Here is a 23,107-nt window from a genome sequence, read left to right on the forward strand (position 1 = left end):
CGGGGCCAGCTTACGCCCGGAAGCGAGGCTTATGAGCGGACGGCCGAGGTGCGCAGGCGAAGGCCCGATCGTTTCAAGCGGCCTCGCGGACTGTCGGAACAAGATCTCCAACAAGGCGGGCTCTATGACGTTTCATGCTTCCCAAGCACTACGCCCGCCCCATGGCCACGGCGAATATCTGTCGGACCTGCAACTTGCGGACCTCGGGCGCGATCTTGCGGGGCGATCCCGTGTCGAGGTTCCGTTCGGCTTCGGTGCGATCATGCCGCGCCGCGCCCGGCAGCTTCGGGAGCAAACCGCCACGATTTATCGCAGGGTGTTTCGTGCCTCGCAGGGAGAGCAGCTCATCGGCCCGGCCGAGGAATGGCTGCTCGACAACTTTCACCTCGTCGACGAGAACATCCGGCAGGTCGAGCAGGCGCTGCCGCCCCGCTATATCCGGCAGCTTCCGCAGGTTGCGATCTCGGAAGGGCACGCCGCGCCGCGGGTGGTCGCCTTCGCATGGAAGTTCGCCTCGCATTCGGCATTCGAATTTGATGCCGCCCGCCTGACCGCGATGGTCAATGGTTACCAGGCGATCCACCCCTTCCTGATCGGGGAACTCTGGGCCCTGCCGTCCATGCTGCGGTTCATCCTGGTCGAGGAGTTCGCCGGTCTCGCGCAGCGTATCGACCGAGCCCGGACCATGCGAGATCGTGCCAACATCCTGGCGGACCGGATCGTCGCGCTGAACGGCGCGCCGGAGCACGGTCTCCTCGAGGCCGAGATCACGGCCTGCGAGGACGACAGCTTCGCGAGCCAGCTGCTCTACCGGCTGCGCGACGCGCCCGAGCGGACCCATGCGGCGATCGACTGGCTGGACGAGGCACTGATCCGCCGCGGCAGCGATGCCGAAGAGGTGCTGATCGCGGAGGAAACGCACCAGTCCGCTGAGACGGTGCTGATCGCCAGCATCATCCGCAGCCTGCGCGCCATCGACGATCTGGACTGGATGAAATGGTTCTCTTCGGTCAGCCTGGTCGATGCAGCACTTGCCGAACGATCCAACTTCGCGGCGCTCGATTTCAAGTCCCGTAATCAGTATCGCAATGCGGTCGAGGAGCTGGCCCGGCAGTCGGGTCATAGCGAGCTTGAGGTTGTGGAGGCGGCGCTGCGGCTGTTCGAGGCCGAAGCGCGGGGCCGAGGCGGCGCGGGGGCCCGCGTGCCGCGCCCGGAGCACCCTGATATCGGGTTCTGGCTGGTCGGCCCGTGCCGTCCCGGGCTGGAGCGGGATCTCGGGGCGCGCCTGCCGCTGAAGAAGCGAGCCGAGCGCGGCTACCGCCGGCTGGGCTGGCTGGCCGTAGCGGGACCGATTCTGCTTCTGACCGTGCTTATCGTCGCAGCCGGGATGGTGACGCTGAGCCTTGCGGGGCTTTCCGCGTGGCAGGTGCTCTTGCTGTGCCTTCTCGCCGCCTTGCCCGCCAGCGAGGCGGCGAGCGGGCTGTTCAACTTCGCCGCGTCGCTGCTCAAGGGGCCGGTTCGGCTTGTCGGCTTCGAGTTTCCCCGCGGCGTCCCGGAGGAGGCGGCAACCCTCGTGGTCGTGCCGTGCCTGCTGTCGTCGCGCGACGCGATTGACGACCTGTGCCGGCATCTCGAAGTGCATTACCTTGCCAACCCGACAGGGCAGGTGACCTTCGCGCTGATCAGCGACTGGTCCGACAGCCCGACCGAAACGGCGCCCGACGATGCGGAGCTACTGGATCATGCGCGCGATCGGATCGACCGGCTGGCCCGACTCTACGCGCATGACGGCCGCAGGCGGTTCCACCTGCTGCACCGCGCCCGGCAATACAATGCCTCGGAGGGGGTGTGGATGGGCTGGGAGCGCAAGCGCGGCAAGCTCACCGAGCTGAACCTGCTGCTGCGCGGCGATGCCGATACCTCGTTCCTGCCCACCGATACGGCGCTGCCGGAGGGCATCCAATACGTCATGACGCTCGATTCCGATACGCGTCTCACCCGCGACGCGGTGACCAAGCTCGTCGGCAAGATGGCGCATCCGCTCAATCACCCGGTGCTCGACCACGATACGGGGCGGGTCACGCGCGGCTGGTCGATCATGCAGCCACGGGTGACGCCATCGCTCACCACCGGGGCCGAGGCGTCGACCTTCCAGCGGGTGTTCTCGCGCGACCGCGGGCTCGATCCATATGTCTTCACCGTCTCGGACACCTATCAGGATCTGCTGGGCGAAGGCTCCTTCACCGGCAAGGGGCTCTATCACGTCGATACGGTCCGCAGGGTGCTGACCCACGCCTTCGGCGAGAACGCGATCCTGAGCCATGATCTGGCCGAGGGGGCGATCGCCCGCTGCGCGCTGGTGACGGATGTCGAACTGATCGAGGACTTTCCGACCCGTTACGAGGTCGAGGCGGCGCGTCAGCACCGCTGGGCGCGCGGCGACGTGCAGCTGCTGCCGCTGATCCTGAGCGCGTCGGGCATCGGTGCCCTCGGGCGCTGGAAGATGATCGACAATTTGCGGCGGATCCTTGTACCGATCTTCTGGATCGCGGCCTCGGTGAGCGGGTGGATCCTGCTCGGGCGGGTCTCGGCGCTGGTGTGGCAGATGTTCCTGATCCTGAGTCTCTTCGTGGGGCCGACGCTGCAGCTGATCCGCTCCGGCCTGCCGCCCGCCGTCGACATGGTGACGCGGACCCACCTGCGATCACTGGCGGTCGACGTGGCGGCATCGACGGCGCAGGTCGGTCTGCGCATCCTGTTCTTGCCGCATGCGGCGGCCCTGATGCTGGATGCCACGGTCCGCAGCCTCTACCGCGTCCTGATCAGCCGCAGGCACCTGCTGGAATGGCGCAGCGTCGGCGCTTCGGGGGTCACAACCGCGCCGGGCCTGCCGGGCTATTACCGGATCATGCTCTGGCCGGTGCTGGTGTTGCTGGCCGGGCTGCCGCTGCTCTACCGGCTCTCGGCCCCCGGCCTGCCCATCGCGCTCGCCTTCGGGCTGGTCTGGAGCCTGGCACCCGCTGTCGCGTGGTACGTCAGCCGCTCGGCCGAGACCGAGGACCGGCTCGACATCGACCCGGCCGACCGCGCGGCGCTGCGCCGGATCGCACGGCGCACCTGGGAATACTTCGACCGCTTCGTGACCGAAGAGCACAACTGGCTGCCGCCGGACAACTTTCAGGAGGACCCGGAGCCGGTCGTGGCGGGGCGGACCTCGCCCACCAACATCGGCCTCTACCTGCTCTCGACCGTCTCGGCGCGCGACTTTGGCTGGATCGCGCTGCGCGACGCCATCGGGCGGGTCGAGCGGACCCTCGCGACGGTCGAGACCATGGAGATGCTGCGCGGCCATCTCTACAACTGGTACGACACGCGGACGCTGGCGCCCCTGATGCCGCAATATGTCTCGACCGTCGACAGCGGCAATCTCGCGGGACATCTCGTGGCGCTGTCGGCGACGCTGCGCGAGTGGGGGGCGGCGCCCTATGTGCACCTGTGGACCGGCGTCGAGGGGATCGGCGACGTCGCCTCGATCCTGCGCGAGGAGCTGGCCGCCGTACCCGACGACCGCCGCACGATCCGGCCCCTGCGCCAACGACTGGAGGAGCGGCTCGCGGGGTTCGAGCGGTCGCTGGAGACGGTGCGCCGCGCGCCCGAGACCGCGTCGGTGCGCACCCATACGCTGCTGGCGATCGCCGAGGACATCGACAACCTCGGCCTGGGCTTTGCCTCCGAATACGGCGAGCGCGCCATCGCTGTGCGGCACTGGTCGGCGCGGCTCAAGGCCGTCTGCGCCGCCGGTCTGGCGGATGCGACCCTTGGCATGTCCGCGACCGAGGAGCTGCGCGCGCGGCTCGAGCGCATCGCCGAGCTGGCGCGGCGTCTGGCCTTCTCGATGGACTTCAGCTTTCTCATGCAGCCCGATCAGCGGCTGCTGTCGATCGGCTACAACCCTGTCGAGGGCAAGCTCGACACCTCCTGCTACGATCTTCTCGCCTCCGAGGCGCGGCTGACCAGCCTGTTCGCCGTGGCCAAGGGCGACCTGCCCAACGAGCATTGGTTCCGGCTCGGCCGCCAGCTGGTAAGCGTCGGCGCGCGGGGCGCGCTGATGTCGTGGTCGGGTTCGATGTTCGAATACCTGATGCCGCCGCTTGTCATGCAGGAACAGACAGGTGGGCTTTTGAACCAGTCCAACATGCTCTCGGTCAAGGCGCAGATTGATTACGGCCGCCGCCGCCGGGTGCCTTGGGGCATTTCCGAGGCCGCTTACAACGCGCGCGACCGGGAGATGACCTACCAGTATTCCAACTTCGGTGTGCCGCTGCTGGGGCTGAAGCGCGGCCTCGCCAGCGATCTGGTGATTGCGCCCTATGCCAGCCTTCTGGCAAGCCAGTATCGCCCCCGCGCGGCGGTGGCCAATCTCGAACGACTACGCGACATGGGCGCGCGTGGCGATTACGGCTTCTACGATGCGATCGATTTTACACCGGCGCGGCTGCCCGAGGGCACACGTCATGCGGTGGTCCGGACCTACATGGCGCACCACCAAGGCATGTCGATCGTCGCGGTGGCGAATGTCGTGTCGCAGGGGCTCATGCGGACGCGGTTTCACAGCGATCCGGTGATCGAGGCGGCCGAACTGTTGTTGCAGGAGCGCTCGCCGCATGAGGTCCCCGTGATCGTCGCATTGACCGAAGAGAACGCGCGCCTTACCGGCTCGGCGCAGCTGACCAGCACGGCGCTACGCGAGATCGACGATCCGACCCGGGCCGGGCGGGCTGTGAACCTGCTGTCGAACGGGCATTATTCTATCATGCTGACTGCCACGGGGGCCGGATCGGCTGTCTGGAACGGCTTGGCCGTCACCCGGTTCCGCCCGGATCCGGTCGAACAAGTCTGGGGCAGCTTCCTGTTCCTTCGCGATCTCGAGACCGGCGACTGGTGGTCGGCCACGGCTGCGCCCCGCGCCGCCCCGGGCGAGACGGCGCATGCCGTGTTCTCCGACAGCAAGGCCGAATTCTACAAGACAGTCGGCACGCTGCGCAGCCGCGTCGACGTGATCGTCGCCTCCGAGGTCGATGCGGAGGGCCGCGCCCTGACCTTGTGCAACGACGGCGAGACCGATCGGATCGTTGAGGTCACCTCCTATGCCGAGCCGGTGATTGCCCCGGCGCGGTCCGACGCCGCGCATCCCGTCTTTTCCAAGATGTTCATCCGCACCGAGATCGCCGAGGCCGGCGCCGTAATTCATGCCTGGCGCAACAAGCGCAGCCCGGACGAGCTGGACATGCATGTGGCGCATCTGCTCGCCGGATCGGGCGGCGGCCGGAGCACCAGCGCCGAGACCGACCGCCGCCGCTTCATCGGGCGGGGCCGCACCCTGCGCACCGCCGCGGCCTTCGATCCCGACGCTCCGCGCTTCGGCGGAGCGGAGCCATCGGACGGCTACACGCTCGACCCGATCCTGTCGCTGCGCCGCAAGGTCCGGGTCCCGGCGGGCAAGGAGATCCGGTTGGTCTTCTGGACTATCGCCGCCCCGAACCGAGCCGAGGCCGAAGCGGCGATCACCCGCTACATGCATCCCGAGGCGTTCGACCGCGAGGCGATGCACGCTTGGACCCGGTCGCAGATCCACCTGCACCATGTCGGCGTCGATCCGGCCGAAGCGGCGATCTTCCAGGCCCTCGCGGCCTCCTTCGTGCTGCCCGACCGGTCGCTTGGGGCCGCGTCGGATGCGCGGCGCCTCGGCGCGCAGTCGATGCTGTGGCGCCTGTCGATCTCGGGCGACGCGCCGATCCTCACGATCCGCATCGACGCCGAGGCGGATCTCGAGGTGCTGCGCGAGGCGCTCAGGGCGCATGAATACCTGCGCAGCCGGGGCCTGCTGATCGACCTCGTGATCCTCAACGAGCACGCGACCTCCTATGCGCAGGACCTCCAGATGGCGATCGAGACGATCTGCGCCAGTTCGCGGCACCGCGCCCTGATGGGCGGCGGTCTGGCGCATGTCTTCGCGCTTCGGCGGGATCTGATGGACGAGGCGACCTGCGAGACCCTGCTCGGCGCGAGCCGCGCGGTGTTCCACGCCCGCAATGGGCGGCTTTCGATTCAGCTCGGACGCGCGGCGCGGCTGGCCGGGCGCGGGCGATCCGATGCGGAGGCGCGGCCCGACCACGAAACTCGACCGGGATGGCCCGCCCGTCTCGTTGTCGACCGCCCGAAGGGTGGCCAGAAACCGCCCGAGCCACGAGGCGGCGACGGTCTGGAGTTCTGGAACGGTATCGGCGGGTTCGACGCCCGGCGGCGCGAATACGTCATCCGCCCGGAGGCGGGCGTCCCCACGCCGCATCCTTGGATCAACGTGATCGCCAACATGCGGTTCGGCATCCAGGTCTCCGCCGATGGCGCCGTGTCGAGCTGGAGCGTCAATTCCCGCGATCACCAGCTCACGCCTTGGTCCAACGATCCGGTGATCGACCGGCCCGGCGAGGCGATCTATGTGGTCGACCGCGACACGGGGATGATGTTCAACCCCCTGCCGCGCCTTGATACCGCGGGCGGCGCGCGCTTCGAGGCGCGGCACGGCATGGGCTATAGCCTGTTCCGGCGTGAGGGCGGCGATCTCGCGATGACGCTCACACACCGCGTGGCGGCCGAAGATCCGGTGCGCCTGTCCCGGCTGGAACTAAAGAATACGGGGGAGCGGCGGCTTCGGCTGCGGATCACCGGCTATGCCGAATGGGTGCTCGGCCATGACCGTGCCCGCACCGCGCCCTTCGTTGCGGTCCGGGCCGATCCTGCCGCAGGGCTGATGACGGCCTGCAACCCCTTCGATACCGAGTTTCCGGGCCGTGTCGCCTTTCTCGCCTGTTCGGAGCCGGTGGCCGCCTTCACCGCGGATCGGGGCCGCGTTCTCGGCGGGGGCGATGTCTGGCGCCCCGAGGCGGTGATGCGCGGTCAGCATTTGGGCGACGAGACGGAGACCCATGGCGACCCCTGCGCCGCCATTGCCACCGATCTGGTGCTCGAACCCGGCCAAAGCGCGCGGCTGAGCTTCCTGTTGGGCGACGGGGCGGATGCGGGGGAGGTGCAGGCCCTTGCCCGTCGCCATCTCGCGGCAGAACGGGACTCGCAGATAGATCCCTGCGACGCGGCGGCGGCGGCGTGGGCGCCGCTTCTTGATACGCTACAGATCGAGACGCCGGACCCGGCGATGGATCTCATGGTCAATGCCTGGCTGCCCTATCAGGGCATCGTCTGTCGACTGCGCGCCCGCTCGGCGTTCTATCAGGCCAGCGGCGCCTTCGGCTTCCGCGACCAGCTGCAGGATACGCTGGCCTTCTTGTGGCAGGATCCCGGGCTGGCTCGGCGGCAAATCCTCAACGCCGCGGGGCGGCAGTTCATCGAAGGAGATTTCCAGCACTGGTGGCTGCCGCAGAGCGGGGCAGGGGTGCGGACCACAATATCGGATGACTGCGTCTGGCTCGCCTATGCGGTGTGCCATTTCGTCGCTGGGACAGGCGACGTCTCCCTGCTCGACGAAGTGCTGCCCTTCCTGTCAGGGCCGCCGATCCCTGAGGGCGCGCATGACGCCTATTTCCAGCCTGAGACGACGCAAGAGATCGCCTCAGTTTACGAACATGCGGCACTCGGCCTCGATCTGGCGATCAGCCGCACCGGCGCCCATGGCCTGCCATTGATCTTGGGTGGCGATTGGAACGACGGCATGAACCGAGTCGGCGAGGCGGGCCGGGGTGAAAGCGTCTGGCTCGGCTGGTTCCTTGCGCATGCGCTCGACCGACTGGGAGCGATCGCGTTGCAGCGCGGCGACAGCGCCCGTGCCGACGCTTGGGCCGCCCATCTGGTGTCGCTACGCGAAGCGCTCGACACGGCTGGCTGGGACGGGGAATGGTACCGCCGGGGCTATTACGACGACGGCACGCCACTGGGCTCCACGACATCCGAGGAATGCCGCATCGATTCCATCGCCCAGTCATGGAGCGTGATGTCAGGCCTCGCCGATCAAGAGCGAAGCGCGCAGGCCATGACAAGCGTGCTGGCGCATCTTCCGGACCGAGAGGCCGGACTGATCCGCCTGTTCGCGCCACCTTTCGCCCGGACCCCGCAGGATCCGGGCTACATCAAGGGCTACCCGCCCGGTGTGCGCGAGAACGGCGGTCAGTATACCCATGCCGCGGCTTGGGTGGCCTATGCGCTGGCCGAGATGGGGCAGGGCGACGCGGCGCATGACTGCTTCTCCATGCTCAACCCGATCCGGCACGCGCTGAACCCGGCCGCTGTCGCAACCTACCGAACCGAGCCCTACGCCGTCGCGGCCGACATCTATTCCGAAGGTGAGCGACAGGGCCGTGGCGGCTGGACTTGGTACACTGGCTCCGCCGGCTGGCTCTATCGTGCTGCGGTCGAAGGCATCCTCGGCATTCGCCAATCCGGAGGCCGCGTCATCGTGCGCCCGAACCTGCCTGACGCGTGGCCGGGCTATTCAGCTCGCTTAAAGATCGAAGGGACGGTTCACGAAATCGATGTGACGCGCAGCGACGACGGTAGCCTCGTCATCAAGGTGGATGGGACGGAGTTGCATGAGACCGAGTCAATCTGCCTTTAGACCCCCAGATAACGCTACGAAGCGACTGCACCGGTGGCCTCTCAGGCGGCATTCTCTTTGCAAAGGTTGCTCGAAGCCGCCCAAAACATTGCATGGAGAAGAAATCGCGGATGTGCCGGTTTTTCCAGCATCTCATTCCTGCAAGCATGGCGAAGGCCAACGTCACCATAGTCTTCGCTTGCGAGATGGCCGGCTGCGTCCGAGCCTTCGCCAGAGAGACGACGGCCGCCTTGACCCGATACGCTAATACCCGAGACCGAAAAGACGAAGGCGTTCCTCATCATACTGATGCGCAAGGATATGGCAGAACGCTGTAGGACCCGCGGTTTGTTATCAGCCAGCACACTCGGCGCGCTACTAAAAGACATTCTTTGACCTCAGAAAACAGGCAAAGGAGACTGCGGCTCATGCTAAGTCAGGTGAGTGGTGAGCGCGCTTGATCAAAGAGTCTGCGACCCGGTCAACTTGTAGCGTGCTTTGTGCCACTTGTTTTCAACGAGTTGAATGGTTTGCGAAAGCGACCCGCCACGGTTTGGCGGGTCGTCTCATGTGAATAGCTATGGGCTGTATAGACGAGCTGTGCGATCGTGTCGAAACCCACGACGGACTTGAGCAATGCGAGCGGGACGGAGGCCTCGGGCACGTTCGATATGCCGAATATCGTATTCACCATGATGTCCGATAAGACGGGTTATCGGACAGGAACTGGAGCGGACAGAGCCATGCTGTGCGGATCATGCCCAGCATGGCCAAGGTTGAGGTAGTCGAGTCTCGATGCCGCCCTTGCTCGGGGCGGCGCCGCCTCTCCATGCTGCGACGTCCACTCCCCGAGTGGCGTCTTCTTTCCTTACCGCAGTTGATCCGGCATCCGCACCAGTTTGCGCCCGCCCATATGGCTCAGGACGGTATAAGCGAGGGTGCCGGCCGCGTCATAGGTCGACGCGAGCGAACGCGGCAGGTAGACGACCTGATTTTCGCGGCAGGCATGCAGCGCGTCGCACCAGGAGGGCAGGACGCCGTCCAGGGCGGCCTTGGCATCGGCGACCGTTTCGCCGCGGTCGGCGCGATAGGTGACGAAGATCATGTCCGCGTCGAATCGCGGCAGCATCTCGGCCGAGAATGCCTGACGCTCGTTGCCCTCGATGGCGTCGACGATCTCCGGAAACGAGAAGCCCGCGTCGCGCAGCACCTTGCCGAGCGTGCCATAGGTGTTCCAGACGAGCAGCTCGCCGTCATGCCCTTGAATGACCGAGACGCGCAACTCTTCCGGTTCGACCTGGCTACGGATCAGATCGAGCTGCGCCTCATAGCGTGCTTCGAGCGCGGCCAGCCGATCGCTGTGCCCGGTGATCTCCGCCAGCTTGGCATAGACGTCGAAATCACCGGTCCTCGCGATGTCGAAGACATAGGTCGGGGCGATCCGGCGCAGCTGGTCCGGGTCGGCGGTCTGCCAGCTCGTCGTCACGATCAGATCGGGGTCGGCCGCGGCGACGCGCTCCACATCGGCGGGCAAGTTGCCCATGAACGCGATGTCGGAATTGGCGAAATCCATCCCCGTGGCCGTGGCGGAGGAGCGGATATAGGGCGTGCCGTCCGCCCGGGTCCGTCCGTGCGAGCCGACCGGCTCGATCCCCAGTTCCAGCAGCGCGACCGTCAGCGAGGTGTCATGCAGCGAGACGATCCGCTGCGGGTTGGCGGGCAGGGTGACCTCGACCCCGGTGCCGTCGACGACCGTGCGGACCTCCTGCCCGGCCGCAGGCGCGGCGACCGTGATCAGGGCCATGGTTGCGAGATGCTTCATGAGAACTCTCCTTTTCTCTCGCTCAGTTCGCATCAGCGGTCGTCGCGGGATCGCCGCCGAGAGCGGCCTCGATCAACGGGACAAGGCGTTCTACGGCGTAGGGGATCGACAGGAGAGAGGCATGCGAGAACGCGCCGACCAGCTCCTCGTCGAGAAAGATTTCGCCCCCTTCCTGGGCGACATCAAGGAACTTGCGTGCGGGCAGGTCGAGGATCGGCTGTCTGTTCTCTTCCTCCGGAAGCCAGACGAGAAGATCTGTATCGATCGGCGAAAGATCTTCGGGGGAGAAGTTGACCGCGAATTCATTGCCGACGATCAAATCGTCGATCGCCTGCGGCGTCTCGAAGCCGAGCTCCGCGAGCAGCTGCGGGCGGACATCGTTCGAGGTGTAAGCGCCCAGATCGCCGTTCCACATATAGGCGACGGCGGCGGTCTTGCCGGCCCAGTCGGGATGGGCCTCGGCAGCTGCCTCCAATTCGGCCTCGACCGCCTCGATCCGGGCCTCGGCCTTCGCCTCGCGGCCGACGGCTTGGCCAGTCAGTCGCGCGCGCTTGTCCCAGGGCAGGGCGTAATCGCCGACACCTTCCGGGACCGCAACAACCGGCGCAATCAGACTCAGGCGCTCGTATTCCTCGGCGGTGATGCCGGACCACAGGGCGACGATCACCTCCGGCTCAGCGGCGGCGACCGCTTCGAAATCGATCTGGCCGCGCAGGATCGTCGGGGTTCCCTCGAGCAGGGGCTCGGCCCAGGGCCAGACCGAGCGGGGGTAATCGCCATACCAGTGACGGATGGTTACTGGCTGCACGCCAAGGGCGAGCAGATCGTCGGCTCCGGCATAGTCGAGCGAGGCAACGCGCTCGGGCGCCTCCTCAATCACCGTGGTCCCGAACTTGTGCTCGAAGGTCACGGGGTAGTCCTGTGCGAATGCAGGCCCCGCAAGGCCGATGATGATGGTCGAGATGGCCGTGTTCAGGCGCAGCATGGTCTTCTCCGATTTTACGAAATGGGACGTCCCAGCCCGCGGGGGCGGATCTAATGGCAGGTGCGGGCGGGTGAGCGGACCGCGAGGGCCACGCGCTCGGTCGGGGAGGGGACTCGTCACGCCCCCTCCAGCCCATGCTTGCGGCGCAGATGGGCGCGCAGCAGCGCCTCGCGGCTCTCGGGGTCGCGCAGGACACAGGTCGAACAATATGCGCCACCCTCGGTCGTGTAGTAGCGGCAGCAGCCGCCCCGCGCGCGGAACCATTCGGCGATGTCCGGCCGCTCGGGCAGATCGATCCGGAAAAAGCCGGTCTGGCGTGAATGGAGTGGGTTCTGCCGATCGCGCAGAGCCGCATAGGCCATCTCCATGGCCTCCTCCTCTCGACCCACATGCTTGCCCTGCATCAGGAGCGCGCCTGCCAAGGCGTCGCCGATGAGCCGCCACAGCGCCCCTCGTGACAGGCCCGAGCGATCGACGAGATACAGGACGAGCGGCGCGAGCAGGTCGGGCAGCGCGGCGCCCAGCATTGCGGCGGGCGCGCTGCACGGCACGAGGTCCGTATCGGAAAGCACGATGTCATAGGCGCGGCCCTCGCCGCTTTCCCCGTCGAGGTGCCATAGGGCGCGGCGTGCGGTCAGCGCGACGGTATTTGGGGCGAGGCGCGCAGGCCGCAGGCCCTTCAGCGCCAAGGCCGCGAGCACCTCGCTGACGGCGAAAGCGATCCGGCCCAGCAGGTAGGCGGCGGCGAGCTTGTCATCGGCGCCCGGCTGCGCCTGTGCCTCCGCGCCAAGCCATGCTTCGAGAAGCTCGGCCCCTGGTGTATCGAGGCGAAGCACCTCCTCGGGGGCAGGACCTGCGTGCAGCAGAGCCGAGAAGGCGTCGCGCAGCCGAGGCAGTCGCACGGCGACCGCCGCGAAATCGGCACTGACGGCATCATTCCGTGTCGCGGCGCCGTCGGTCGGGAGCGGTGCCCGGCTTTGTCGTATCATCCTCGTCACAGGCTGGCCCTCGCCTGAGTGCGAAGAAGGAGCCATACGAAGAGCGGCACGCCGATAAGTGCCGTCACCAGCCCGGCCGGGATCTGGACCGGTGCGAAGGCAAGGCGGCCGGCCAGATCCGCCGCGCCCACGAGGAGCGCGCCGGTCGCCGCCGAGAGGGCAAGGTGCAGGCCGACGCCGCAGCGCGCCAGCCGGTGGGCCAGATGCGGCGCGACGAGGCCGACGAAGCCGATCGGCCCGACCATTGCCGCGGCCGCCGCGGCGAGCGCCACGGACAGCGTGACGAGCGCCATGCGGGTCAGGCCGACCCGCAGCCCGAGCCCCACCGCCATCTCCGGCCCCATGCGCATCGCCGCCATCGGCCGCGAGGCCGCGGCGAGAGCCGGTGCGAGGCAGAGAAACGCGCCGCCCAGGACCGCAACCTCGCTCCACCCCGCGGCGTGGACGGACCCCGAGAGCCAGCCCAACGCCGAGATCGCGCGGTCTATCTGCCCATAAGTCAGTAAGGCCGAGGTCAGCGCGGAGACGAAGGCCGCAACGCCGATGCCGGTCAGGATGAAGCGCATCGTCGCGCCGCCCGACCTGCGCATGGCGATCCCCTGGATCAGCGCGGCCACCGCGAGGGCGCCGCAAAAGGCAAGCACGGGTCGCATTGCTTGGGGCAGTTCGGACCAGGCCACCATCGCCGCGACGACGGCAAGGCCCGCGCCTTGGCTCACCCCGACCAGCGACGGGTCGGCCAGCGGATTGCGCGTGACGTTCTGAAGCGTCGCGCCCGACAGCGCCAGCAGCGCCCCGGCCGCGAGCGCCGCGAGGGTGCGCGGAAAGCGGAACTGCCAGACCACCGTCTGCGCCATGTCCGACGGGGCCCGCCCGGCAAGGGTCGCCGCGACCTCGGTGGCCCCGAGCGGGTAGCTGCCGGCCATCAGGCTGGCAACCACGAGGGTGCAGGTCAGGCCCAACAGAACAGCCAGCACGGTCAGGGCATGCACCGGCAGGGCGTAGGTGACCGGCCCGTCGAGCCGGATGAGCAATCCTGCGCTCACAACCGTGCCCTCACCAGCCAGACGAAGATTGGCGCGCCGAGCAGGGCCGTGACGAGGCCGGTCGAGATCTCGACCGGGGCCAGAACCATCCGCGCGGCGACGTCCACGACGAGGAGGTAGCCGGCTCCGGCGATGGCCGACCAGGGCACGATCCGGCGATAATCCTGACCTGCGAGGAGACGCACGGCATGCGGCACCACCAGACCCACGAAGCCCATCGGTCCGGCTATGGCGACGGCAGCGGCGGTCAGCGCCACCACGGCGAACAAAGCGAGCGCCTTCACCCGCCCGACATTCATTCCCAACCCCACGGCCGTCTCTTCGCCCATGGCGAGCGCAGTGGTCTGCCGCGCGATGGCGAAGGCGACGACGAGACCGACGCCGAACCAAGGCAAGGTCCAAGGAATGACGCCGCCTTGCGCGCCCGCGAGCGATCCGGTCATCCAGACCCGCAGCTGTTCGAAGCTCTGCTCATCGAGCAGGTTGGCGATGGTCACCAGCGCCCCGAGAAAGGCTGTGATCGCCGCGCCCGAAAGCACCAGGGTAAGCGGCATCGCCCCGCCTGGCGCGGCCGAGGCGATGCCCCACACGGCCGCGGCGGCAGCGACCGCCCCGAGGGCCGCGATGAGCGGGATCAGGGCGGGCGTGGCAAGGTCGAACACCCCTACGAAGAGCACCACCGCGAAGGAGGCGCCGATCAGCAGCCCGAGGATGCCCGGATCGGCCAGAGGGTTGCGCGTCACGCCCTGCATGAGCGCGCCGGATACGGCGAGCGCGGCGCCAACCATCGCCGCAAGAAGCGCGCGTGGCAGGCGCAGGTCGACAATCACCACGTGCTCGAAGACCGAGGCATCGTAAGACAGCAGCGCCTCGGCCACGACCGGGAGCGGAATGGTCTTGGCCCCGACCGAGACATGCCACGCAAAGGCAAGCGCGAGCGCGGCCAGCGCCAGCAGGGGCGCAAAGCCGGGGCGGCGCGCAGGGCGGGTCGAAGGCGCCGTCATTGCGCGGCCCTCCAGGGCAGGACGGTTTCGATGGGGCCGACGATCGGCACGCAGACCGGTCGGCCGCTCGCCGGATCACGCAGCACGTTCGCTTCGAGACCGAAGACCTCCCGCAGGGTCGCGGCGGTGAAGACGCGCTCCACGCGGCCCTCCGCGAGAATGCGGCCGTCCTTCATCATGACAAGGTGGTCGGCGAAGGCGGCCGCGACGTTCAGCTCGTGCAGGACGACGACCAGCGTGCGCCCGTCTTCCCTCGCGATCCGCCGCAACAGGCGCATCAGGTCGACCTGGACCTTGAGGTCGAGAAAGGTCGTCGGCTCATCGAGGAGCAGGATGCCTGTCTCCTGCGCGAGCACCATGGCGATCCAGCAGCGTTGCCGTTGCCCGCCCGAAAGATCCGACACGGGCCGGTCGGCGAACTGGATCACATCCGCGGCCCGCATCGCGGCATCGACGGCCTCGGCGTCCTCGCGTGACCATTGCCGCAGCAGCGACTGGTGCGGATAGCGTCCTTGCGCCACCAGCTCGCGCACGCGCAGCCCTTCGGGGGCGATCGGCCCCTGCGGCAGCAGGGCGAGTTGCTTGGCAACCTCGCGCGTCGGGGTCGACCGCAGCGGGCGGCCATCGAGCCTGATCTCGCCCGCGCTGACCGGCAGGACGCGGGCCATGGCCTTCATGAAGGTGGATTTTCCGGAGCCGTTGGGACCGACGAGAACCGTCAATGCGCCATCCGGCACATCGAGGGAAACATCACGGACGATCGGCGCGTCGCCATAGCCGACCGCGACACCCGCCACGCGAAGGCGAGATGCAGCGCTCTCTTCCGGAGCGTCTGAATTGTTATATCCGGTCATGCTCTGCCCCTGTTGCGACTCATGCCTAAGCAAATTTGTCGGATTAAACAAGTTGACTGACAATATTGGTCGGGTATGAGGGGCGCCGGATGAAGGAGCGGCGGACGCCAATGTCTATCCGTCTCCTTTTTCGACGTGATGCCCGATGGACATCGTCGGGAAACAAGATGCTCGACCGACTCTGGACCTGGATAAAACTATGTTCCTCGCCGCCTCCGACCCCCGCGTTGTCTTTGACAGCGACCAGCGAGCTTCATTGGAGCCCAAGGACCGGCGACTGCTGGCCCAAATGCGGCTGTCTGCACTACGTTGCCGGTCCCGGAGCCGGATCGAACTGGCGCAGGCCTGCGCCATGGTTGGCACTCGGCGAGACATTCCGCCGGACACCGTGCTCGATGCCCTGATCCGGACGCTGGGTGAAGCGCTTGGCCGCTCTCCCCGCTTCTATCGACCGACCGCCCGGGCGCTGTCCTTCGACGAAAGCTGGTTGCTGCGCCTGATCGCCGCTCTGCGCGACGACGACCTGACCAGCGCCACGTTCCTATTGCACAGCCGCGTGCCAGCGCAGGTCCGGCGGTCCTTGGTTCATCTGGTCGCTCGCGTCGCGTCCGATAGTGACACGTTGACACGCTTGGCGGACGCGACAGATGATCCGGCATCCCCGAAGCTGGAAAGGATTGCGTCATGACACAGCCTGCCATCGAGTTGAGCCCCGACGCTCGGAAGGAGATCGCCGAGGCGCTGAACCAGAGCGTGGCGGAGACCGCGGTCACCACCATGCTCGCCCAGAACTTCCACTGGAACGTCACCGGCATGGCTTTCGGTGAATTGCATCGCCTGTTCCAGGAAATCTACGAGGATCACTTTCAGGCGCAGGACGATCTTGCCGAGCGTATCCGTGCCCTGAACGAGCATGCCGAGGGCAAACTTGCCGGCATGCTCGAGCGATCAAAGGTCGAGGAGCATGACGGTCATCAGAGTGACCGGGAGATGGTCGAAATCCTGATGAAAGCGCAGGAGACCATTGCTGCTACGCTGGGGGGGCTTGGCGAACTCGCAGCCAATCACGGTGATACCTTGACCGAGGATCTTGCCATCGAGCGCGGGCGAACCCACGAGAAATTCGCTTGGATGCTGCGTGCCCATATCGCCTGAAAACGGCGAGTGAAAGATTCAAGCGGCGCCCGAGGGGCGCCGCTTTCTGTTTCAGAATAACCCGGGCCGCAGCGGGCTTGTCCGGCATTCGGAGACCCACGCCTCCCGCCTCGGAACATCGCGATCAAGTCGCAAGGGGCGGCATCACGCCCTTCTTCGCGCATTTCTTGAGATAGGCCGGTGCCCAGTGTCGGAACAGGCACAGATCGTTCTGCTGATGAACCAGCATGGTGACGAAGGCCTCGCGGTGCTCGGGCTTCTTCAACGTCTTGAACATCTTCTTCTGGGCCTTGGTCATAGAGCAGCCGATACAATGACCTTCGCGGCGGAACTTGCAGACGTCGATGCAGGGGGATGGCAGTTTCTTCGCCATGGTCTCTCCGATGCGGCCGGGGCTTCTGCCTTGCCGCTTCAGATAGTCACCTCGTCCAAACGGGAAAAGATATGGCATCGGGTTTCTTGTCCGCCGCACACCATCCCCGGCAGACAAGCGAGAACCGCCGGACCAGGAGGGAACCGGCCCGGCGGCTGTAGGGGCGTTTCGGGAACGCCCCGAACCCGCTGATCAGAACTTGACGCTGGTGCTTAACGAGATGTCGCGGCCCTCGCCGAAGTAGCACGTGGCAGAATCGCAATTGGTGAAATGCTCGTCATCGGTCAGGTTGCGGAGGTTGAGCGAGACTTCGTAATCGTCGGTGCCGTAGGCCACCCGCGCGTCGTAGAGCGTGTTGTCCGGCACGAAACTGTTGCCGTCGCCATCCTCGCGATCACCCGCAAAGCGCGCACCGACGCCGAACTCCCAGCCCGCGAGCCGGCCAGCCTCAGGGGCATAAGTCACCCAACCTGAACCAAAAGTCTCGGCCACGGTAGCAATGGAGTTGCCGTCGACATTCTCGGTGTCGAGCATGGTGAAGTTCGCGTCGAAGCGCAGGTCGCGCCAAAGAGTCTGCGCCTCGAGCTCGATGCCCTGCACGGTCGCCTCGCCGGTTTGGATTTGGAAGCCCGGGTTCTCGGGATCGGCGATGGTCAGGTTCGACTTGGTGAGGTCGAACAGCGCCACCGAGTAGATACTGTTGGTGCCGAGCGGCTGGTATTTCATACCGACCTCGTATTGCTCGCCTCGGGTCGGCTCGAACGGATCGCCTTCCGCATCCGAGCCCACGACCTCCTGCCGGAAGCTTTCGGCGTAGCTGCCATAGACCGAGACGCCGTTATCGAAGGCATAAAGCAGCGCGACATTGCCGGTCACAGCGTCGTCCTCGGCGTTGACGACCGCCGAGGTGAAGGTGCCGGTGGTCTCGCCGGTCTCGATCTCGCCGTAGCGCAGGCCGGTGTCGAGATGCAGCCGCCCGCCGAAGGTTGCGCGGTTCTGTACGTAGAGCCCGCGCTCCTCGACCGTGCTGGCCGGGCTGTCGATCACGGCGATCTCGGGTGCGCCGGGATAGACCGGGTCGAAGGGATCGATCGGGGCGATCTGCGCGCCGTAGCCGGTATCGCTATCGTATTCGCCGCGATTGTAGCTCAGACCGAACAGGGTCTGCATTTCGATCGAGCCGAGCGCGTAATCGGCCGTGGCGGTCACGTCGGCACCGAATGTCTCGAGTTCGTTCTCGGCGCGGTAGAAGGTGCGGTTGATCGTGTCATCGCTGTTGTAGCGGTTCGTCTCGAAGTTGTCGAAGGCCCACCAGGCATGGCGGTAATCGGCCTTGCCCCGGGTCGCGCGGGCGCGCGCATCGATCGACCAGACCGGCGACAGGCGGTGCTCGGCCAACAGCGTGACGCCACGGCTTTCGCTGTCATAGCGATCGAAGCCCGGCTCGCCCACAAAGAGGCTGTCATCGAGGAAGCGTCCATCGGGCGAGGGCTCCAGAGTACCGAAACGCGAGGCGAACTGGATCATCGGACTGGCCTGGTTTTCTTGGTAGTTGCCCAGCAGGGTCAGCTTGGTGCCGGCCTGCGGCTCCCAAGTGATCGAGGGCGCGATGGCGAAGGCATCGTCGCGGCTGTGTTCCACCTGAGTCTCGCTGTCGCGCGCCAGCGCTACGATGCGGCTGCGCAGGCTGCCATCGGCATTTAGATCGTGCGAGACGTCGAGCCCGACCTGCCGGCGCTCATGCGACCCAATCTGAAACTGGGCGATGTTCTCCGAGTCTTCGGCCGAGGTCTTGGAGGAGGTGTTGACCACGCCGCCGACCTCACCATTGCCATAAAGCCCCGAGGCCGGGCCGCGCAGCACGCCGATCTGCGAAAGCAGGAAGGGCTCGGGCTTGGTATCGTTGTAGTAGCCGTAGCGCGCTGCCAGCCCGTCATGGAAGGTGGCCGGGCGAAAGCCGCGCACGAGATACCAGTCCGAGCGGTTATCGAGGCCGAATTCGCCGGCGAACACACCGGCGCTGTACTGTAGCGCCTGTTCCACATCCTGCGCACCGCGCTCGGCAATCTCGGCCTCGGTCACCACCGAGATAGCGCGCGGTGTCAGCGCGATCGGCGCGCCGGTTTTGGTGACGTTGCTGTCGAGCGCGATGGCATCGCCAAAGAAGGTGTCCTCGAATTCACCCTCAACAGTGATGGGGTCGAGTTCGATGTCCTGTGCCGCGGCAGGGAACGCCGCCATCAGGGCACAGATAGAAATTGCGGTGCGCCGAAGCAGCATGACCGTCTCCATGAGTTTGTGCTGGAAATGCCTTGCCATGCCGGCTGGGTGCAGACCCGCTACATTTCCTTACTGAAATTATCAAGAACCAATTTCAGTCATCCGTTAAACAGCATTGGTAAGGTGAAGCTGTAACTTGGATTGTTCAGACCCTGCGGCGCGGCGGGCAGCCGCGCGGCCTGCACCGCATTCAGCGCGGCCTGATCGAGCACGGCGTTGCCGGAGGAGCCGACCAGAGCGAGGCCGGTCAGCCGACCGCCGCGATCCACCGTAATCCGCACCGTCACCTGGCCCGAGGCACCACGCGCGGAGTTGGGATAGCGCTTGCGCCGCTCGATCTGCGAACGCAGTTGCGCCCCCCATTGTGTGGTCAGCGACTGAACCTGCCCAGGCGACAGCCCCGGCGCGGCCTGCTGTTGCGCCGCGCCCGCCTGAGCGCCGCCGCCTGATCCAGCGGCGCGCTGTGCCTGCCGCGGTTCGGAGACTTGCCGCTGCGGCTCCCGCTGGGGCTTTGGTTCGGGCTTCGGCGCCAGTTCGGGCGGCCGCTCCGGGCGCGGCTGCGGCCGGTCCTTCGGTGGCTCGGTCATTGGCTGCTGCGGCTCGGGCGGCTGCGGCTCAGCCGAGATTGTGTCGATCTCGGGGGCGGCGGGCAGCGCTGGCGCCTGCGGCACCGCAAGGCCCGGCCCGGTTGGCATGGCAGGTGCGACCGGAGCGGCGGGGGCCGGCATCTTTGGCATCTGCGGCACGGGAGGCGCGATCGGCATGGGCTGCGCGATCTTCTCTGTCTCGGGCGGGCGCTCCCACGTATCAACAAGCACTGCGATCTGCGCGTCCCCAGCCGCCAGCGTCACCGTCTCGGCCCCGCTCGCCCCGGCAGCGGTTGGCGTCCCCTCATCGGGGCGCAGAGCGAGCAGCGCCAGATGCGCGCCGACCGCCAGCGCAAGGAAGCTTGCGCCTTCGAGCAAACGCCTCATGGTGCGGCTGTCACGAGTTCGATCGCCGAAAAGCCCGCAGCCGACAGCTCGGGGAGCAGCGCCGCGAGCCGCGTCGCCGGCACGCCTGCATCGGCGCGCAGCGTCAGCACCTCGCAATCCTCGCAGATTTCCGCCTCAGTGGCAGCCGCGGCGATCGCGCCATCACCCAGTGTATCGCGGAACGCCACCGTGCCTTCGGCCGAGAGGTGCAGCACCAGCTCGCCGCCGGCGAGCGTCTCGGCCTCGGCCTTGGGCGGCGTCACCTCGAACGGCTCCGGCGGCGCGATCTGCGCTGTCATCAGAAAGAAGATCAACAGCAAGAACACGACGTTGATCATCGGTACGATGCTCTCGGTCTGCGGCTTGCGGGGCGGCTCGGACAATCTCATCAGTTCACTCCACCAGCACAAGTTGGCCGTAGCCCTCGGCCGAGAGACGCTGCATCACCGTCACCAGCCGCTGAAGCCCGGTGCCCTCTTTGGCGCGCAGCACGATGGTGTCGGACGGGTCCTCAACCAGACCGGCCAGCGCCTCGGCCAGCGCCGTCTCTTCGATTGCCACGCCGTTCAGCGCCAGCGTTTCTTCTCCGACTGTGACCAGCCGCGGCGGCCCCTGCCAGCCCGCGCTTGCTGTCTTTCCCGCGGCGTTCAGCGGCAGCTGCTGGTCGAGACCGAACCGAGCGGAGAGCATGAAAAACACCAGAAGCAGGAACACCACGTCGATCATCGGTGTCAGGCTGATGCGCCGACGCGACCGGTCGAGATCGGCGAAATTCATCTCAGGCCGCCCGCGCGACCAGCTCGGCCGACGCCACCGGTCGCAGGAAAATCCGGGTCGCAGCGTCCTCCATCTCGTGGCGCAGCCGGTCGGCGACGCTCTCGAACCAGGTTAGCGCCATCGAGGCCGGAATCGCCACCGCCATGCCGGCGGCGGTGGTCAGCAGCGCCTCCCAGATACCGCCCGCCAGTGCCGCCGGATCGGCCCGACTGCCGGCCTCCTGCAACGCCTGGAACGCGGCGATCATGCCGAGTACGGTGCCCAGAAGCCCCAGCAGCGGTGCAATGGTCGCAATCAGCTCCAGCGGCCGCAGCCCGGCCTTGGCGCGAGCCAGTAGCTCCCGGGCGACGCGCTCAGTTTCAGACTGCGCGGCTGCATCGTCGAGGCCGGGATCGCGCCGGGACCGCATCGCCGCCTGCACCAGCTGTGCCCGGCAGCTGCGCCGCCCGTCTATCAACGCCAGCGCCTCGGCCTCGCGCCCTGCGATCCAATGCGCGACCGCGCGCCGCGTGCGCCGGCCTCCGCTCCACGCTCCGAGCAGCGCCAGCCGCCACGTTTTCCACAGGATCAGCGCCAGTGTGATCACCGAGAGAGCGACAATCGCCCAGATCGCCGGGCCGCCAAGCACAATTACCTCCCAGCCGCCTTCAAGCCCCGTCTGCGCGCGTGTCCAGATCTCGTTCATGATGGGTTCCCTCGATTGCGGGCGGTGCACCGATCGGGCGCAATACAAAGTCTTAGTCTAATAGTCGGGATTGTGCGGTAGGTCCATACGTGTGGTGAGACGAACGCATGGGGTTGGGCGCTCGGCGACTTCTGAAAAGAAGCCGGTGGCTGTGAATAGCCCTATGTTTAGGAAACGCCCCTTTACCGAATTCGAGATTAAAGACTGCTACAGCCCCGCGGCCCTGGTCAGGTTCACCCTGAACCTGTCCCGACTTCGCTGATACCGGCGGGTCATCTCGGCCGAGGCATGACCGAGCTGCTTCTGGACATGGCGCTCGTCGATCTCGGCCGACGAGGCCAGTCCGGCGCGCAGCGAATGCCCGGCGAAGAGAGCCCGGCGCTCGGCCTCCGGCAGCTCGGCTCGCAGCCCCGCCGCCAGCGCCGTGCGCTGCACCAGCCGCGCCACGTGGCGATCGTTCAGGCGACGCTCGAGGGCGCGGGCTCCGTCATGGCTGACGGCGGTGAACAGTGGGCCGAAATCGATCTTCGCGAAGTCCAGCCAGCACTCCAGCGCCTGCACCGGGCAGGTGGTCTTACTGGAGCCGCGCGCGATCTCGATCTCGCGCCAGCCGGTCTTGCCGCGCAGCGTCACAAGCGCGCCGGCGTCGAGGATTTCGACCCAGCCGCTGCCGTCGAGGGTGTCATCTTTCACCCGGTCGAGCCCGACGAGTTCCGAGCGGCGCAGCGCCCCGGCGAAGCCGACAAGCAGCATCGCCCGATCGCGCAGCCCGCGCAGGTCGTGGCCGAGGGTGGCCAGCATCGCGCGCAGATCGTCGGGTCCGATCGCGTCCTTCTGCACCGGCGGCCGGGCGTGGCGGCGGCGGATGCCGGCGAGGACCGATGAGATGTGCCGGTCGCGGCGGTCGAGCCGAAAGCCGCGCTGCGCGTAGCCCCAGGAGAGACCGGCCAGCCGCCGCTCGATCGAGGCCACCGACAGCGCGCGGGCCGTGCCCGAGGGGGCCGCGAGATCGGTGATGTAGAGGCCGACCAACTCTGGGGAGGGGGGCAGGGGGTCGGCGCCCTTCAACCGGCACCAGCGCGCGAAGGCCGCCCAGTCGCGCGTATAGGCCCGGCGCGTGTTCTCGGCGATAGCATGGTCGGCATAGCCGCGGGCGGTGTCGACGAGGCGGTCGAGATTGCCGGAGCCCGCGACATGCTCGGGCAGGGCGATCGGAGCGGGGATTTGGGGCGTGTCCGGCATGCCGATAAGCGTATCACCGCTATGTCCGATAAACCAAGATTATCGGACATGATGTTAGACCGCACAGCGCGGCGGTTAAAACGCCATGGAATGGACAAAAGCGCCGCGACCCGGTAGCGCGAGAGGCATGTCCGTTCATCCGCATCCTCATCTTCCCGCGCCCTCCTGGCCTGCTGCTCCGGGCTGGGCCGTCACGGGCCGCCCTGCGGATCCCGAGGAGGCCGCGTTCCGCGCCGGCGCCGCGCTGGCGCATCTGCAAGGCGTGATGGCCCAGCCGGGCTTGCCTCTGACGCTGTGGCGCGACCGG

The 23,107-nt window shown here is 67.0% G+C and carries 17 protein-coding genes; 4 read left to right on the top strand and 13 right to left on the bottom strand.

Annotated elements, in window-relative coordinates:
* Positions 1–124: 124 nt before the first annotated feature.
* Positions 125–8,626, top strand: a complete 8,502-nt coding sequence (locus tag NHG85_RS02370) for a glycoside hydrolase family 94 protein (RefSeq protein ID WP_253329451.1) — start codon at positions 125–127, stop codon at positions 8,624–8,626.
* Between the two features lie 847 nt (positions 8,627–9,473).
* On the opposite strand, the gene NHG85_RS02375 is transcribed toward NHG85_RS02370, so the two are convergent.
* The 6 genes from NHG85_RS02375 to NHG85_RS02400 form a co-directional block, all read right to left on the bottom strand.
* Positions 9,474–10,409 (bottom strand): ABC transporter substrate-binding protein, encoded by a 936-nt coding sequence (locus tag NHG85_RS02375; RefSeq protein WP_253329452.1) that lies wholly within the window; start codon positions 10,407–10,409, stop codon positions 9,474–9,476.
* Between the two features lie 40 nt (positions 10,410–10,449).
* Positions 10,450–11,412 (bottom strand): ABC transporter substrate-binding protein, encoded by a 963-nt coding sequence (locus tag NHG85_RS02380; protein ID WP_253329454.1) that lies wholly within the window; start codon positions 11,410–11,412, stop codon positions 10,450–10,452.
* Between the two features lie 116 nt (positions 11,413–11,528).
* Positions 11,529–12,314: a (2Fe-2S)-binding protein gene (locus tag NHG85_RS02385; protein ID WP_253329456.1), complete on the bottom strand. Its 786-nt coding sequence runs from the start codon at positions 12,312–12,314 to the stop codon at positions 11,529–11,531.
* 92 nt (positions 12,315–12,406) lie between these two features.
* Positions 12,407–13,456 (bottom strand): FecCD family ABC transporter permease, encoded by a 1,050-nt coding sequence (locus tag NHG85_RS02390; RefSeq protein WP_253329458.1) that lies wholly within the window; start codon positions 13,454–13,456, stop codon positions 12,407–12,409.
* Positions 13,453–14,460 carry a FecCD family ABC transporter permease gene (locus NHG85_RS02395; RefSeq protein ID WP_253329460.1) on the bottom strand — a complete coding sequence of 336 codons (1,008 nt, stop codon included), beginning with the start codon at positions 14,458–14,460 and terminating at the stop codon, positions 13,453–13,455. Before NHG85_RS02395 ends, NHG85_RS02390 begins: the two co-directional genes overlap by 4 nt.
* Positions 14,457–15,314 (bottom strand): ABC transporter ATP-binding protein, encoded by an 858-nt coding sequence (locus NHG85_RS02400; protein ID WP_253329462.1) that lies wholly within the window; start codon positions 15,312–15,314, stop codon positions 14,457–14,459. Before NHG85_RS02400 ends, NHG85_RS02395 begins: the two co-directional genes overlap by 4 nt.
* A 145-nt stretch (positions 15,315–15,459) precedes the next feature.
* Between NHG85_RS02400 and NHG85_RS02405 the strand changes: the two genes are divergently transcribed.
* Entirely contained in the window at positions 15,460–16,002 is a 543-nt protein-coding gene (locus NHG85_RS02405; protein WP_253329464.1) for a hypothetical protein, read from the top strand.
* A complete protein-coding gene (locus tag NHG85_RS02410) occupies positions 15,999–16,469 on the top strand; it encodes a Dps family protein (protein ID WP_253329466.1) in 471 nt (156 codons plus the stop codon). The genes NHG85_RS02405 and NHG85_RS02410 overlap by 4 nt, the downstream gene beginning before the upstream one ends.
* A 124-nt stretch (positions 16,470–16,593) precedes the next feature.
* Here NHG85_RS02410 and NHG85_RS02415 read toward each other — a convergent pair whose 3' ends face one another.
* From NHG85_RS02415 to NHG85_RS02445, 7 genes are all read right to left on the bottom strand, one after another.
* Positions 16,594–16,842, bottom strand: a complete 249-nt coding sequence (locus NHG85_RS02415; RefSeq protein ID WP_253329468.1) for a DUF1289 domain-containing protein — start codon at positions 16,840–16,842, stop codon at positions 16,594–16,596.
* Positions 16,843–17,034: 192 nt separating this feature from the next.
* Positions 17,035–19,122 (bottom strand): TonB-dependent siderophore receptor, encoded by a 2,088-nt coding sequence (locus tag NHG85_RS02420; protein WP_253329470.1) that lies wholly within the window; start codon positions 19,120–19,122, stop codon positions 17,035–17,037.
* Positions 19,123–19,220: 98 nt separating this feature from the next.
* Positions 19,221–20,096: an energy transducer TonB gene (locus NHG85_RS02425; RefSeq protein WP_253329472.1), complete on the bottom strand. Its 876-nt coding sequence runs from the start codon at positions 20,094–20,096 to the stop codon at positions 19,221–19,223.
* Positions 20,093–20,485: an ExbD/TolR family protein gene (locus NHG85_RS02430; RefSeq protein ID WP_253329474.1), complete on the bottom strand. Its 393-nt coding sequence runs from the start codon at positions 20,483–20,485 to the stop codon at positions 20,093–20,095. The genes NHG85_RS02425 and NHG85_RS02430 overlap by 4 nt, the downstream gene beginning before the upstream one ends.
* Positions 20,486–20,489: 4 nt before the next feature.
* The gene (locus tag NHG85_RS02435; protein WP_253329476.1) at positions 20,490–20,873 is read right to left on the bottom strand and encodes an ExbD/TolR family protein; all 384 of its coding nucleotides are present in this window, start codon (positions 20,871–20,873) and stop codon (positions 20,490–20,492) included.
* Between the two features lies 1 nt (position 20,874).
* Complete coding sequence (locus NHG85_RS02440; RefSeq protein ID WP_253329478.1) at positions 20,875–21,558, bottom strand: MotA/TolQ/ExbB proton channel family protein; 684 nt, start codon at positions 21,556–21,558, stop codon at positions 20,875–20,877.
* 207 nt (positions 21,559–21,765) lie between these two features.
* Positions 21,766–22,800 (bottom strand): tyrosine-type recombinase/integrase, encoded by a 1,035-nt coding sequence (locus tag NHG85_RS02445; protein WP_253329480.1) that lies wholly within the window; start codon positions 22,798–22,800, stop codon positions 21,766–21,768.
* Positions 22,801–22,927: 127 nt separating this feature from the next.
* Here NHG85_RS02445 and NHG85_RS02450 point away from each other — a divergent pair.
* The coding region (locus NHG85_RS02450; RefSeq protein ID WP_370362959.1) for a DUF1403 family protein at positions 22,928–23,107 on the top strand (180 nt) is incomplete at its 3' end.

The sequence above is a fragment of the Limimaricola litoreus genome, assembly GCF_024159025.1.
GTDB lineage: Bacteria > Pseudomonadota > Alphaproteobacteria > Rhodobacterales > Rhodobacteraceae > Limimaricola > Limimaricola litoreus.